The following is a 14770-nucleotide window of genomic DNA, read 5'->3' on the forward strand; positions in this document are numbered from 1 at the left end:
GCCGGGATTATAATGAGGGACCACGCCGGCCCCGGCTCCACCGGGAGCCGCCCATCCCGGATGTCCAGAGCCGTGCGGCGCCAGATCGGGCAGTTGATCGTCGCCGGCTTCGACGGTCGGACCATTCCTGTGGAGCTGGCCGCCCTCGCTCGCGAGTTCGACCTGGGAGGCGTCATTTTCTTCGCGCGGAACATCGACGCGCCGCTGCAGGTGGCGGAGCTCGCGTACGCAGCAAAGCAGTTGGCGCGGGAGATGCCGCCCTGGGTGAGCGTCGATCAGGAGGGGGGACGGGTGCAGCGGCTGCGCGCGCCGTGCACCGAATGGCCGCCCGCCGCGACGCTCGGCCGATGCGGCGACCCGGAGCTGGCGGAGGATTTTGCCCGCGCCCTGGCTCGAGAACTGCGGGCGCTCGGGATTACGCTCGACTATACGCCGGTGCTCGATGTCGCCACGAACCCGTCGAATCCGGTGATTGGCGACCGGGCGATGTCGTCCGACGCTGCACGGGCCGGTAAGCTCGGGGCAATCGTGCTGAGGACGTTACAGGAGGAAGGAATCGCCGCCTGCGGCAAGCACTTTCCGGGGCATGGCGACACTTCGGTCGATTCGCACGAGGATCTGCCGGTAGTGGAGCAGGAGCGGCCAAGACTCGACGAGGTGGAGCTGCCGCCGTTTCGCGCGGCGATCGACGCGGAGGTTGCGATGCTCATGACGGCGCACGTGCGGTACCCCGCGATCGACGAGGAACAGCCCGCCACGTTGTCGAAGGCCATAGTGACTGATCTGCTGCGAGCGGAGCTCGGCTTTGAAGGACTCGTCGCTACCGACGACATGGAGATGGGTGCGATTGCCAGGCACCGCGACGTCGCGGAGGCGAGCGTGGAGGCGCTGCGGGCCGGTTGCGACTTGTTGCTGCTGTGCGGCGCCGACGTCGCGACCCAGGTTGCGGTCATCGAGCGGTTGATCCATGCGGTGGAGAATGAAGAGTTGTCCGTGCGCCAGGTGGAACGGGCGCTCGGACGTCAGCGCCGTGCGAAGGAGCGCTTCCTGGCGGCGGACGCGGACTGGCGGCCGCCGGCGGCGCGCCAGTTGAACGCGTTGTTGGGTTGCGACGCGCACCAGGCGGTTGCGGAGCGGATGCGGGAGTTTGCCGACGAGTGAGTCGCGTGGAAGGTACGGGCATGACGAAGCCGCGCGCCCTCCGCCCGGGCGATCGGATCGGGATAATCGCGCCGGCCAGCCCGTTCGATCGGCAGACATTCGACCGGGGTGTCGCCGAACTGCGGACTCTGGGATTCGAGCCGGTCTTTGAAGAGTCGATCTTCGAGCGGCGCGCCTATGTGGCCGGATCGGCCGAGACGCGCGGCCGCCGGTTCCAGGCGGCATGGCGGGATCCGTCGACCGCCGGGGTGATGGCGGTGCGGGGCGGTTTCGGCAGCGCCCATCTGTTGCCGCTGCTCGATCCGGCGGAGCTGGGCCGAAGCCCCAAGGCCCTGATCGGCTGCAGCGACCTGACCGCGCTCCACACTTTCCTGACACAGCAGTGTGGCCTCGTTACCCTCCACGGTCCGATGGTGGTAACGCTGGCGCGCGGCGAGGCGGGTTATGACCGCGAGTCGTTGCTGGCGCACCTCACGGGCCGGCGTCCGCCGCACTCCGTCGTGGCCGGGGAACTCGCGGCAACCCGCGCCGGCCGGGCGCGCGGGCCGCTGCTCGGGGGCACGCTGTCGCTGCTTGCCGCGTCCCTGGGAACGCGATATGCGTTCGATCCGCCGGACGGTCATATCCTGCTGCTCGACGACATCGGCGAACGGCCGTACCGGCTAGACCGGCTGCTGACCCAGCTCCGCCAGGCGGGGATCCTGGCCCGCGCCGGCGGCGTGGTCTGCGCCTGCTTCCCGGACTGCGACGAACCGGACGGGTCGCTCACGGCGCACGACGCGCTCGACGAACTGCTGGCGGACATCCGCGGTCCGGTCGTACGGGGCCTTCCGACCGGCCACACGGCCGGGGCGCCGATGCTGACGGTCCCGCTCGGTGTCGAGGTGACGGTGGAGGCGGAAGGTGCAACCGGACGCCTGACGGTGGAGGAAGAGGCGGTCGCATGAGTCGCGTCCACCTGATTGGCGTCTGCGGGACGGCGATGGCGACGCTGGCCGCCATGCTGAAACAGCAGGGATGGATCGTGACGGGATCGGATGTGCAGGCGTATCCCCCGATGGGTCAGTTCCTTGCGTCGCAGGGCATCGCCCCGCTGATTGGCTACGACGCGGCGCACGTCCCGGCAGATGTCGATCTGGCCGTGATCGGCAACGCGGTATCGCGTGGCAATCCCGAAGTGGAAGCGGTCCTCGATCGGCGGATTCGGTACGCCTCACTGGCCGAGACCATCCGCGAGCACTTCCTCTGGGGGCGCCGCACGGTGGTCATCGCGGGAACGCACGGAAAGACGACCACCACGTCGATGACCGCGTGGGCGCTCGTCGAAGCCGGAGCCGACCCCGGCTTCCTGGTGGGCGGCGTGCCACGCAACTTCGACGCCGGCTACCGTCTGGGGGCCGGAGACCTGTTTGTAATCGAGGGGGACGAGTACGACAGCGCGTATTTCGACAAGACCGCCAAGTTCCTGAAGTACCTGCCGTTCGTGGCGGTGGTGGGCAGCCTCGAGTTCGACCATGCAGACATTTACGATGACATTGATGCCCTGACCCTCGCCTTCCGTCGGTTCGTGGGCCTGGTTCCCCACCGGGGGCGGCTGTTGCTGGGCGCGGACGATCCCGGTGCCCGCGCGCTGGCGGACGCCGCCCATTGCCCGGTCGAGACATTCGGTTTCGCGGACGACGCGGACTGGCGGGCGGCCGACGTCGACTACGGCCCGGACAGGACCGCGTTCGACGTGCGCCGTGCCGGTGCGACGATCGCGCGCGTCGACTTGCCGCTGCTCGGCGCCTTCAACGTTCGCAACGCCCTGGCTGCGATCGCGGCCGGCGCGGCGGCCGGGGTGGCGCCGGACAGACTGGCGGCTGCCCTCCGGACGTTTCGTGGCGTCCGCCGCCGGCTGGAGCTGAGCGGCGTCGGGCGGGGCGTGTCGCTCTACGACGACTTTGCGCACCATCCAACAGCAGTCCGCGAAACGGTCGCGGCGCTGCGTGCCGCCTCGCCCACGGGACGGATCTGGGTACTGTTCGAGCCGCGTTCCGCCACCTCGTGCCGCCGCTTCTTCCAGTCGGACTACGCGGCGGGGCTGGCCGGGGCCGACGAGGTCGTGGTCGCCCCGGTTTACCGCACCGCCATTCCGGCGGAACAACGTCTCGACGGAGCCCGCCTCGCGGCGGACCTGACGGCGTCGGGCACTCGTGCGCGCTACGTGGATTCGACGGACGCGATCGCGGCGGTGGTTGAGGCCGAGACGCGCGCGGGGGATGTTGTGGTCCTGATGTCGAATGGTGATTTTGGCGGTCTGCGCGGGCAGTTGCGGGAACGTCTTGGCATCGTTGGCAGCGTGGCGGGGGAGACGTCCGCGTGACACTCGCTGGGGGAGCCGACTGGACCCTGACGCCCGATGGCGATGCGGCGCTTCTGGTCCGCTTCGAGCAGCGGATCGATCCGGCCATCAGTGCGCGTGCGATCGCATTGGCGTCGGCACTGCGGCAGCGAGGGTTGGAAGGCGTGCGCGATGTCGTGGAGGCGTACGCGGCGGTCACCGTGCATGTCGATCCGACCCGCGCCGATATAGCGGCGGTGACAGAGGCGGTGGCGCGTCTTGCCGGGAAGGCGTCGGCGGATGACCCCTCTGGCGGCGCCTCCCGCGAACATCGCCTGCCGGTCTGCTACGGCGGGACGCACGGCCCCGATCTGGCCGAGGTTGCGCGGTTCGGGGGTTGTGCGGAGGACGAGGTGGTCGCGCGGCATCACGGCGCCGCGTACCGTGTCTATATGCTTGGCTTCCAGCCCGGCTTCGCCTATCTGGGCTCGGTCGATTCGAGCATCGCCGCGCCGCGCCGCGCCGCGCCCCGGGTCCGGGTGCCGGCGCGTTCCGTCGGCATCGCCGGCCAGCAAACCGGCGTCTATCCGGCTGCATCGCCGGGCGGCTGGCAACTCATCGGCCGGACGCCCATACGACTCTTCGATCTCGACCGGGAGGATCCCTTTCTGCTGCACGCCGGCGACACCGTCCGTTTCGACCCGATCGATGGGGCAACCTACGACCGTCTACTGGAACGGGACCAGGGGGCCGCCGCGCTGCGCGCGGAGCAGGCGGCCGACGCCGCGCGCGAGATGGTTCGATGATCGCGAGCGTGACCGCCAAGGGCGGCATCGTCGTCGAGGAACCGGGGATGCTCACGACCGTGCAGGATCTCGGCCGGTGGGGCTGGCAGCACGACGGAGTCAGCGTTTCGGGCGCGATGGATCCCCGGTCTCACCGCCGGGCCAATCGCCTGGTGGGCAACGGCGACGAGGCAGCCACCCTGGAGGTGACGCTCACCGGACCGATGCTTCGCTTCGAGCAAGCCTGCCGTATCGCGGTCAGCGGCGCCGAATTCGAGCTGTTTCTCGACGACTACCGGGTTTCGTGCGACACCGTGCTTCGGGCCGAACCTGGGCAGGTTCTCCGCTTCGGCCGCAGGACGGACGGCGCGCGCGCCTACTTGGCCGTCGCCGCCGGCGTCGATGTCCCGACGGTCCTTGGCAGCCGCTCGACCCATCTCGGTAGCGGGATGGGCGGCCTCGAAGGGCGGGCGCTCCGCCGGGGCGACCGTCTTCGGATCGGGCCGGCCGCGGACCCGACGCCGGAGGCAGGGATGCTTGCCGCTCACGCTCCGCGACCAACGGTCGGCGGAGGTTCGCAGGTGCGCATATTGCCCGGTCCCCATTGCGATCTCTTTCGGAGCGCCGATCCACTGGCCATGCTTGCCGCGGCCCGATACCGGATTCGGCCCGAGTCGGATCGGATGGGGTATCGTCTTGAGGGTGCGGCGATCGCCGGTTGCGACATCGGCGGCCTGTCGCATGGGTTTCTGTCGCACGCGGTGCCAGCCGGGTCGGTGCAGGCGCCTCCGGACGGCGGCGTCATAGTAGCCATGGCTGATCGCCACACGGCCGGAGGCTATCCTCGCATCGCTATGGTCATCACCGCCGATCTTCCTAGATTGGGCCAACTGGCCCCTGGCGACTGGATCGAGTTCGTCCCGTGCGAGATGCAGGAGGCGCGCGCCCGGCTGGCGTCGGCGGAACAGGAGTGGAGTTGCGGATGACGGCGTCGCCGCCGACCGGTCTGGCGACATCGCCGCGCGCCGCAGAGGTGCAGGCGGCGCTGGCTGCCATCGTCGGTCACGACTGCGTTCATCGCGACATGCCTCTGGCCCGTCACACCACCTTCAGGATCGGCGGGAAGGCCGACTGGTTAGTGGATGCCTGGAGGGAAGAGGACCTGGTTGACGTGCTGGCGGTGGTACGGCGGTTCGCGCTGCCGCTCACGATGCTGGGCGGCGGCTCGAACGTGCTGGTGGCGGACGACGGGGTACGCGGCGTCGTGGTCCGCACTCGTCACGCCGCGGTTTCCGAAGTGACACCCGGGGTAATTCGCGCCTCGGCCGGAGTCTCTGTCAACCGGCTGGTTCGCTGGACGATTCACCGTGGTCTGTCCGGCCTGGAAGCGTGGGCCGGCACTCCCGGAACGGTCGGTGGCGCCATTCACGGGAACGCGCACTTCCGGGGTCAGCCGATTGGTGGCCTTGTAACGGACGTTGGGCTCATTCCCCGGAGCGGCGTCGATCAGCCTGGTGATGTTGCCAGGACGCCGGGCGCCGCGATGGAGTTCAGCTACGACCGGAGCCGCGTGCAAAGGACCGGCGAGCTGGTCGCGTGGGCCGAGTTCGCCGTGTCGCCGGCCCCGCCGGATCGCCTGCGTGCGATAGCGCGCGAGTCGCTTCGCTTCCGGAAGCGTACGCAGCCGCTGGCCCAGCCGAGCGCAGGTTGCATCTTCCAGAACCCCGACGTGGTGGCCGAAGGGCTCGAGGCGGGCCAGACGCCGTATGCCGGGGCCCTTATCGACGGGGCAGGTCTGAAGGGTTGCGCGGTCGGCGGCGCGCGCGTATCGGAAACTCATGCAAACTTCATCGTCACCGAGCCGGGTGCGATGGCCGTCGATGTTCGCGGGCTGATCCACCGGGTGCAGCGCGCGGTGCGGGAGCGCTACGGCGTTACCCTGCGGCCGGAAGTGGTCTTTCTGGGCGAGTTCGAAGCGGACTGGAGGGAAACGGCGTGAACGGGCACGCAGCGGTGGATCTGCTGGAGCAGACCGTTTCGACGCTTGTTGTCGAGGGTGGACAACGGCTCTCGGGATCGATCGAAGTCGAGGGGAACAAGAACGCCGCGCTCCCGCTGCTTGCGGCCTGCCTGCTGACCGACCAGCCGTGCGTCCTGGCGAACATGCCGCGCATCAAGGATGTCGCGGTGATGGGCGAACTGCTCCGCGGGCTGGGCGCCGACGTACAGGGAGGTGGCACGACCGAGGTACGGGTCGGTTGCCGATCAGTCATCAGCGACCAGCCCGATCCTCAATTGGTGGGTCGCCTGCGCGGATCGGTCCTGCTGGTCGGTCCGCTCCTTGCGCGAAGGGGACGCGCGCGCCTGGCGCCCCCCGGCGGGGATTTCCCGGGCCGCCGTACCCTGGCCGTTCACCTGCAGGCACTGCGCGCAATGGGCGTGCGGGACGTGGAAGGAGAGGGGCATACGTTCGAGGCGCCGCATGGCCTCCGTCCCGCATCCGTTTACCTGGAGGAAGCTTCTGTTACCGGTACGGAGACGGCAATCCTCGCTGCTGCGGCGGCGCGCGGTGAATCGGAGATCCGTCACGCCGCCTGCGAGCCGCACGTAGTGGAGCTTTGCGCCTTTCTCGAGGCGATGGGCGCGCAGATCGTGGGGGCCGGCACGCCGACTATTCGGATCACCGGTCCCGCCGCTCTCGGCGGCGCCTCGCACCGTTTGCGTGGCGACTACATCGAGGCGGGAAGCTGGGCGGTCATTGCGGCGATCACCCGCGGCGAGATTGAAGTGCGTGGCGCGGAAGCAACGGACCTCGAACCGATAACGTCGGTTCTGCAACGGATGGGAGTCGATTGCGCCGTCACGCCGCTCGTGGATGCGAGCGGCGCGGGCGACATCCTGCGGGTCCATCCCTCTCGGCCGCGGGCCATCCGTCAGGTAACCACCGCTCCCTGGCCCGGGTTCCCGAGCGACATGGTGAGCCTGGTGAGCGTTCTGGCGACGCAGGCGGTTGGCCGGACGCTGATTCACGACTGGATGTACGAGTTGCGGCTTTTCGCTCTGGAGCAGTTGAGCGGCATGGGCGCCAACCTCTTCCTCTGCGATCCGCACCGGATGATCGTCGACGGTCCCCGGACGCTGAATGGCCGCACCCTCGATACGCGAGATCTCCGCTCCGGTATGGCGTTGATCGCGGCCGCGCTGGCGGCGGAAGGGGAGAGCCGTATCGCGCCGATCGAGACCGTCGAACGCGGTTACGCCAACATTGCCGCGCGACTGCGCGGCCTCGGGGCGCGCGTGATGGTCGAGTAGCGGTGCGCCGGCCTGGTACGACTGCCTGGGTGCGCCGGTCTCCAGACCGGCATCTACACTCGGCGTGGACGCCGGCGCACCCTGGAGCCAGTTCTAGCGGTTCACCGGCGGGTCGGGAGGCGTCACCGGCTCCTGTATGACAGGCGGTGGTCCGCCGAGGCGCTCGACCGGATCGCGCGGCTGCGGATCGAGACGGCCGGGGAGCGGTAGCGAGCTGCCGACCACCGCGGCGGCGCCGCCGCTGCTCACCCGGAACGGCAGCACATCCTGTTCGTCGAGGTCGAGCACCCGGATGATGTGCGGCCGAAGGGTCAGGATGATGTCGGTCTCCTGGCTCTCCGTTCTCGTCCGGCCGAACAGTCGCCCGAGCACGGGCACCCGGCTGAGGCCCGGTATCCCGTCGAGTGTCTCCCGTTCGTCGTCGCGGATCAGGCCCGCGAGAATGTTGGTCTCACCATCGCGCAGGCGGAGCGTCGTGGTGATCTCGCGGCTGCCGAACTGCGGGAGGTCGCCGAAGCCGGTGCCCGAGATGTTGCTGATCTCCACCACCAGCTCGAGCGACACCTCGTCGTTGTGATGAATCCGGGGGAGGATCTCGATGTTGACGCCGATGTTCTCGTAGTTGAACGAGGTAATCGGCTGCTGCGCCACACCACCCGCGGCAATCGGAACGAACGTGCTGACCGGCACCGGCACCCGCTCGCCGAAGTGCGCCTCCGCCGCCAGACCGTCCGAGGTGCGAAGGCTCGGGTTCGCCAGGATCCTGGTGTTCGAGTCGTCCGCCAGCATGTTGACCAGCAGGCTCATGGGATTGGAAACGAACAGGTCCGATCCGCTCAGTCGCGAAATGTCGTCCACGGTCAATCCGAATCCTTCGGCGTCGGCGGCGAGTGCGGCGTCGGCTCCCTGAGCGGCGAACTCCAGTCCATAGTCGCGGATGGTCTGGCGATCCACTTCGAGCAGCTGTACCTCGATCACCACTTCCGCGCGCGCTTTGTCTATGGCCTGCACCAGACGCGCCGCGGCTTCCAGCCGTTCCGGCGTGTCCATGACGGAAACCGCGTTGGTGGCCGTCACCGGCGCGATCCGGCGCACGTCGAGTACAAGGCGGAGCAAGTCGATGGTCTCGTTGACGTCGGCGTTGCTCAGATAGAAGGTGCGCACCACCTCCTGCTGGTACTCGCGCCGCTTCGCCGGCGTGTCAGGCACGATCGTCACGGTCCCCGGGGCCGTTACCTGGAAGAAGTTACGCGTGCTGTTGGCGATCGTCTCTATGGCGGCGGTAAAGGTAACGCCCCGCAGGTCAGCCGTGACCGGTTCGTCAACGAACTGCGGATCGAAGACGATGGTGACACCGGCGAACTGGCCGATCGCCGAGAAAACGGTCCGGGCGCTCGCCTCGCGGAACACGACCTCATCCGGCATGGGGCCGCCGTTCGGCAATTCCAGCCCCGGCGGTCCCGTGTGGCGGGTCCGTTCGATGAGCGCTTCGAGCTCGGTCTCTCCGTCGCCACGTGATTCCAGCCGGGTTCGGACCGCCTCGCGCGTCTCCGCCAGCTCGCGCTCGATGTCACCCATGGTCGGGTTCAGCTCGTAAGCGATCTGGTATTCCGCCAGAGCCTCCTCCCAGCGCGACTGCCGCGCCAGCGCCCGCCCGGCGGCGTAGTGCTGCTGTGCGGCGCGGAGCATCGCCCGCTCCAGGGCCAGTTGCGCGCTGCGGTCGTTGGGCCGCTCCTGAACGGCCCGGCGATAGAGCACGACGGCGCGGTCGTAGTCGCGCTGCCGCTCTGCAAGCCGTCCTTCCTGCAGCGCCCGGCCGCTGGCGCAGCCGGCGAGGGTGATCGCCGCAAGGGCGATCAATACGGCGCGGTTGATTCGGAGCGTGCTTCGTCTACCGAGCCCAACTCTCATCGGTCACCACCTCGACGCCGCGCGGGGCGTCGAACTCGAAGAATCTATCGGCTATCCCCTGGTTCTGCTGCAGGTTCGAGAAGATGTAGGTCGACACGCCACCCTGCAGATCGACCGCCGACATGCGCCGGATGGCAAGGTCGGCGGCGTCGATTGCGAGCGTCAGCGTCTCGTAGTCCGCGTCCGCCACGCGGGGAATCAGCTCCACCACCCAACCCGTGTCCGCCGGGGCGCCGCTGACGTAACGGGCATGGAAGTCGCGCGTCAGATCACCGTCTCCGGCGAGAAAGGAGGCAGGCGTTGCGGGGCCTCCGTCGGGCGGCAGATCGCTCACGATCGCCTGGCGGTCGGCCGGGAAGTACGAGACGACGGTCCGGCCATCCGAAATGAAACGCTTGATCTCGGGATGCGTGTAGTCGAAGCGCCAGCGGCCCGGCTTCTTGACATGCACGGTGCCACGTTCGACATCGGCCGCCTGGAGCACGCCCCCCGCGTAGCTATGGGCGAAGTCGGCGGAAAAATCGCCGATCGCATCGTACCGCGCCTGTAGCCGGCTCATCAGTTGATCTATCGGCGGCGCCCCGTCCGGTTGCTGTGCCGTGGCGCCCGGTGCAAGCAGCAGCAGGCTAACCGCAGCGGTACCGGCGAGGATGCGCGTCAGCCCTTCAAGGCGCCCGCCTGGGGCGGCTTCTGCTTCGGGGCGTCCTTGCTGTCGGTCGGAAGCTTGGCGGCAAGCCACTCGACAATGCCTCCCTCGAGCACGCTGGCACTGCACCCCTCCCGAATCAGCGCGGCGGCGATGCGCGCACCCACCACCTCCTCCGGATCGGAGTCGTAGATGATGATCTCGCGGTCACGCGGCAGAGACGAATGGTCGAACTCGGGCGGATCGAGGCGGACGGCGCCGGGCAGCCGGACCGTGCTGTGCTCGTATGGATACTTCAATCGGGCATCGACCACGACCGGGACGCGGTCGCCGCCTGCTTCGAGGCGCTCGGAGAGCGCTTCCTTGCTGATTCGCGGAACGGGCATGGGTCTATTGTCCGCAGCGCCCGCGACAGGTGTCAAGACAGGAGGATGCGTGCGGGCGCCAAGACGTGCGCCATTCGGGCGCGCGATCGCGCATGCGGGGTTACATCTCTGTAACGTTTGCGACGGCGCGCCGGACCGCGTCGTAGTCGTTCGGCAACTCGAGCGGATGGTTCGCGACGGCGGCCTGCAACTCCGGCACGGCTTCCCTGTGGTAGTTCAGCTTGAAGTCGGTGAACTTCAGCCCGTTCGCGGTCGAAATCACCACAACCCGTTCGCTTGGCGCGATCTCGCCTTGCTTGCGCAGCTTGACGAGCACGGCCAGGGCGACGCCCGTATGTGGACAGTTGTACATGCCGGTCCGGTCGGCGCGCGCCGCCGCGTCGGCCAGTTCCGCCTCGGTCGCCTGTTCGACGATACCGTCGTAGCGCCTGAGCGTTCTGATCGCCTTGTCTATGGAGACCGGGTTGCCGATCCGGATCGCGGAGGCCTGTGTCTGGCCGGCGGTGATCGGTTCGAACGCCCAGTCGTTCCGGTAGGCCCGGTAGAGCGGGTTGGCGGCGGCGGCCTGGGCGACCACGATGCGTGGACGGCGAGAAATGACGCCCAGCCCCTCCATCATGTCGAACCCGGCGCCGAGCGCGCTGACGTTGCCGAGGTTGCCTCCCGGGATGATCACAACGTCCGGCACTTCCCAGTCGAACTGCTGCACGATCTCGATGCCGACGGTCTTCTGTCCCTCCAGGCGGACACTGTTCATCGAGTTGGCGAGGTAGATACCCGTTTCGTTGGCGAGACGCTTGACGATGGCCATGCAGCCGTCAAAGTCGGTATCGAGTGCGAGGACCGTCGCACCGTTCGAGAGAGGCTGCACGAGTTGCGCCGTTGACACTTTGCCGCGTGGCAGGATGACGATGGCCGGGATGCCGCCCGCCGCTGCGTAGGCGGCTACCGACGCTGAAGTGTCGCCGGTGGAAGCGCACGCGACGGCGCGGATCGTGTCGCCGCGCGCCATCATCTCGCGGACGAGCGAGACCAGCACGGTCATGCCCAGGTCCTTGAACGACCCCGTGTGCGAGTTACCGCACAGCTTCACCCAGAGATCTTGGAGGCCCAGTTCCCGGCCGAACCGCTCCGCCCAGAATAGGTTCGTTCCCCCTTCGTCCATCGAGACGATGTTGTCGTCGTGAACGTCCGGGCAGACCCATTCCTTCTTGCCCCAGACGGCGGAGCCGTACGGCCAGGTGGTCCGTTTGTAGCGTTCGTCGAAGAGACGCATCCAGGAACCGCCCGAGCGGGTTCGCAGCGCGTCGAGGTCGTGCGCCACTTCAAGGAGGTCGTTGCAGGTGGGGCAACGGTAAATCGCCTTGAGCAGCGAGTGTTCACCACCGCAGCCGCGTATGCAGCGCAGGACGGCGCGGGGGGTGGAGGTTGCCATGCCTTTGTCGTGCTCGGAATCCTTCGCAGTCCCCACGGAATCAAAGCCGCCTCCGGGGTGGAAGAACGCGTGGCCCGTTTCGGCAGCATTGAAACAGAAGTCCGGCGAACCGTGCAATCCGCCACCCGTTTGCTATGATTTTTTCCGAAATCGGCACGCCGAGACTGCCGCCGATGCTCAACACAATGACGGGCCGTACGACAAGCCTCGGGCTTTCCTCGGCGAGGAATCGGCCGTGAGTGAGTCCCCGTGGTGGCGAATCGGCTGGCGCAACCTCGGCCGCAATCGCAAGCGCACTGCCCTGACCGCGCTGGGACTCGCGATCGGCTACTTCGCGGTGGTGCTCATGATCGGCTGGGGCGAGGGGATGGTCGCCGAGCTGATCGAGAACTCCACCTCGCTTGTGAGCGGCCAGATCGAAATCCACGATGCGGGTTATCGGCCCGAACGCAGCCTGTACGACACTATCGGCGGGCGCGATGGCGCCGATGTGGAGGAGTTGCTGAACACCATAGGGGCGGACCCCTCCGTCGTGGCGGCCGCCCCGCGAGTGTATGCGGGCGCGCTTCTCAGTTCGGGGGACTCCACACGGGCGGGTGTCCTGCTGGGAGTCGATCCGGAACGCGAGGTCGCGCTGACACGTTTCCTCGATCCGCTCGTCGCGGGACGGCTGCCCGCCCCTGGCGCCTACGAAGTGGTCGTGGGCGAGGAAATGGCGCGGCAACTCGCGATCGGCGTCGGGGATGAGCTCGTTGTCGTCGCCTCCGCCGCGGACGGGTCGATGGCCAACGACCTGTACGGCGTGACGGGCGTCTTCCGGACCGGCTTGATCGAATTCGATGGGAGCACCGCCGTGATGCCCATCGGAGACCTGCAGATCCTGGTGGCGTTCGATGCGGGTCGTGTCCACGAAATCGCTGTCTCTACCATCGATCCGGCGGGAGCCGCCGTCACCGCGGGGCGGCTTGCGGACGCGATCGGCGCCCCGGATCGCGAGATCGCCGTCGCCGCCTGGAACGAGCTCAATCCCGTGCTAAGCCAGTATGTGGCGCTTGCCGATGGCGTGTACTGGATCTTCATCGTGGTCATCTTCGGGGTCGCCTGTCTGGGGGTTGCGAACACGATGCTCATGGCCACTTTCGAGCGCCGGCGGGAGTTTGCGATCATGCTGGCCCTGGGAGCGAAGCCGTGGTCGGTAGTTGGCGCCGTGCTGTCGGAAGCGCTGGCGCTGGGCTTCCTGAGCCTCGCTATCGGCGCCGTCCTCGCGCTGCCTCTGATGGTGTGGTTTTCCGTCGCGCCGGTAAGTCTGGAAGGGCTCTTCCAGGACGTTACTCTCGAGGGAGCGCTGGTGACTCCCACCCTGCGGGTTGGGCCAAACGTGCCTCTCTGGACCTGGGCAACCATCGGGTTGCTCGTGTCAGCGGTCGTCGCGGCGTTCTATCCCGCGGTCCGGACCTCGCGGGTTCCCCCCGCCGATACGCTGTCGGGGCTGTAGCAGGAGGCGGGAGATGCACATCCGGGTCCTCGTGCTGCTGGCCATGCGCAACCTGCGCCGCCATCTGCGGCGCACGGCGCTGACCGGATCAGCGATGGCGGTCGGCGGCGCGGTGATGGTCTTTTCGTTCACGCTCGACGACGGCAGCCACGAACAGTGGATTGACTCGGGAGTGCGCTTCGGCAGCGGGCATGTGACGGTAGAGCGTCCCGAGTTCCGGATGAGCCGCCAGATCGACGACCGGTTGACCGCCGATACCCGGCGGGCCGCGGAACAGGCGCTGAGCGCTCCTGAGATGGCGTCGCACGTTGTCGCTACCTCGGCCCGACTCAGCATCAACGGTCTCGCGAGTTCGGCGGCGGGGGCCCGCCCCGCGCAGATAGTCGCCGTCGATCCGACCGCGGAATCGGAATTCGGCGTGCTCGACGAGCAGCTCGTCGAGGGGCGTTACCTGGAACCTGGCGACGAGCTGGCCGCCTTTGTAGGCGTGGGTCTGGCCGCCAGCCTGGACTTGGACCTGGGATCGCGTTTCGTCGTCCAGGCCCAGGACACCGAGCGCGAGATCGCCGGCCAGTTGCTGCGGGTCGTCGGCATCTTCCGGAGTGGCCTGCCGGCCGCCGATCAGACGATGATCCAGATCCCGCTGGACACTGCGGGAGAGTGGCTTCAGTCAGCGAATGACGTCACGAACGTGGGCGTCGTGCTGGATGACAACGGCGCCACCGGGCGGGTCGCCGAAGGACTGGAGCAGGCATTGGCCGGTCCGATAGCCCGCGGAGAAGTGCGGGTGATGGAGTGGAGAGAGTCGGATCCGGCGCTGGCCGGAGCCATTGCGATGGACTCTTTCGGCAACTACGTGATTCACGGGTTCCTGTTCGTCATCATCGGTTTCGGTATCGTGAACACCGTGCTGATGTCGGTAATGCATCGCAACCGGGAGTTTGGCGTGCTGCAGGCTCTGGGACTGACGCCGGCCGAGACCGCCGCCGTCGTGTTGGTCGAAGGTCTCACGCTGTCCGCCGCGAGCGGTCTGGTGGGCGTCGCGGTGGGGCTGCTCGGCATGTGGTACTTCCTGGGCGATGGGCTCGACATGACTGCGGTCATGGGCGAGCTGACCTTCGCGGGCGCTGTTGTCGATCCGGTCATTGTTCCCCTGTTCCTGCCCGGGACTATCGCCGGGATCACGGCGTTCATCCTGTGCATCGGCATCGTGGCTTCGATCTATCCCGCGTGGCGCGCAACCCGTATCGACGTCACCGAGGCGATGAAGTTCGACCGGTAGTGCACTGGTTACAATTGACTGCTCGAAGCACGAA

The 14770-nt window shown here is 67.9% G+C and carries 13 protein-coding genes; 9 read left to right on the forward strand and 4 right to left on the reverse strand.

Translation table 11 applies throughout. From position 1 onward, the window contains the following. Positions 1 to 12: 12 nt before the first annotated feature. Genes nagZ through murA form a run of 7 tightly spaced genes read left to right on the forward strand, consistent with a single transcriptional unit; the run spans position 13 to position 7581 of the window. Complete coding sequence (nagZ, locus tag F4Y45_06705) at positions 13 to 1161, forward strand: beta-N-acetylhexosaminidase (GenBank protein ID MXY24198.1); 1149 nt, start codon at positions 13 to 15, stop codon at positions 1159 to 1161. Between the two features lie 20 nt (positions 1162 to 1181). After that, entirely contained in the window at positions 1182 to 2108 is a 927-nt protein-coding gene (locus F4Y45_06710; GenBank protein MXY24199.1) for an LD-carboxypeptidase, read from the forward strand. Continuing rightward, positions 2105 to 3526, forward strand: a complete 1422-nt coding sequence (mpl, locus tag F4Y45_06715; GenBank protein MXY24200.1) for a UDP-N-acetylmuramate:L-alanyl-gamma-D-glutamyl-meso-diaminopimelate ligase — start codon at positions 2105 to 2107, stop codon at positions 3524 to 3526. The genes F4Y45_06710 and mpl overlap by 4 nt, the downstream gene beginning before the upstream one ends. After that, the gene (gene pxpB / locus F4Y45_06720; protein MXY24201.1) at positions 3523 to 4290 is read left to right on the forward strand and encodes a 5-oxoprolinase subunit PxpB; all 768 of its coding nucleotides are present in this window, start codon (positions 3523 to 3525) and stop codon (positions 4288 to 4290) included. Before mpl ends, pxpB begins: the two co-directional genes overlap by 4 nt. Then, positions 4287 to 5255 (forward strand): biotin-dependent carboxyltransferase family protein, encoded by a 969-nt coding sequence (locus F4Y45_06725; GenBank protein ID MXY24202.1) that lies wholly within the window; start codon positions 4287 to 4289, stop codon positions 5253 to 5255. The genes pxpB and F4Y45_06725 overlap by 4 nt, the downstream gene beginning before the upstream one ends. Beyond that, positions 5252 to 6268, forward strand: a complete 1017-nt coding sequence (gene murB / locus F4Y45_06730) for a UDP-N-acetylmuramate dehydrogenase (GenBank protein MXY24203.1) — start codon at positions 5252 to 5254, stop codon at positions 6266 to 6268. The genes F4Y45_06725 and murB overlap by 4 nt, the downstream gene beginning before the upstream one ends. After that, complete coding sequence (murA, locus tag F4Y45_06735; protein ID MXY24204.1) at positions 6073 to 7581, forward strand: UDP-N-acetylglucosamine 1-carboxyvinyltransferase; 1509 nt, start codon at positions 6073 to 6075, stop codon at positions 7579 to 7581. Before murB ends, murA begins: the two co-directional genes overlap by 196 nt. Positions 7582 to 7674: 93 nt before the next feature. Here the strand turns inward: murA and F4Y45_06740 are convergent, their stop codons facing one another. From F4Y45_06740 to thrC, 4 genes are all read right to left on the reverse strand, one after another. After that, on the reverse strand, positions 7675 to 9492 hold the full coding sequence (locus tag F4Y45_06740) for a hypothetical protein (protein ID MXY24205.1): 1818 nt from the start codon (positions 9490 to 9492) through the stop codon (positions 7675 to 7677). Then, positions 9473 to 10051 carry an outer membrane lipoprotein chaperone LolA gene (lolA, locus tag F4Y45_06745; protein ID MXY24206.1) on the reverse strand — a complete coding sequence of 193 codons (579 nt, stop codon included), beginning with the start codon at positions 10049 to 10051 and terminating at the stop codon, positions 9473 to 9475. Before lolA ends, F4Y45_06740 begins: the two co-directional genes overlap by 20 nt. A 98-nt stretch (positions 10052 to 10149) precedes the next feature. Beyond that, positions 10150 to 10524, reverse strand: a complete 375-nt coding sequence (locus F4Y45_06750; protein MXY24207.1) for a hypothetical protein — start codon at positions 10522 to 10524, stop codon at positions 10150 to 10152. Positions 10525 to 10624: 100 nt separating this feature from the next. Then, positions 10625 to 11959 carry a threonine synthase gene (thrC, locus tag F4Y45_06755; protein ID MXY24208.1) on the reverse strand — a complete coding sequence of 445 codons (1335 nt, stop codon included), beginning with the start codon at positions 11957 to 11959 and terminating at the stop codon, positions 10625 to 10627. On the opposite strand from thrC, the gene F4Y45_06760 reads away from it, so the two are divergent. Together F4Y45_06760 and F4Y45_06765 are read left to right on the forward strand one after the other, a co-directional pair. Next, positions 11922 to 13454, forward strand: a complete 1533-nt coding sequence (locus F4Y45_06760) for an ABC transporter permease (GenBank protein MXY24209.1) — start codon at positions 11922 to 11924, stop codon at positions 13452 to 13454. The two genes, thrC and F4Y45_06760, sit on opposite strands and share 38 nt — an antisense overlap. A gap of 13 nt (positions 13455 to 13467) precedes the next feature. Next, complete coding sequence (locus tag F4Y45_06765; protein ID MXY24210.1) at positions 13468 to 14736, forward strand: ABC transporter permease; 1269 nt, start codon at positions 13468 to 13470, stop codon at positions 14734 to 14736. Positions 14737 to 14770 lie beyond the last annotated feature (34 nt).

This window comes from Acidobacteriota bacterium, from assembly GCA_009838525.1.
Classification (GTDB): domain Bacteria; phylum Acidobacteriota; class Vicinamibacteria; order Vicinamibacterales; family UBA8438; genus VXRJ01.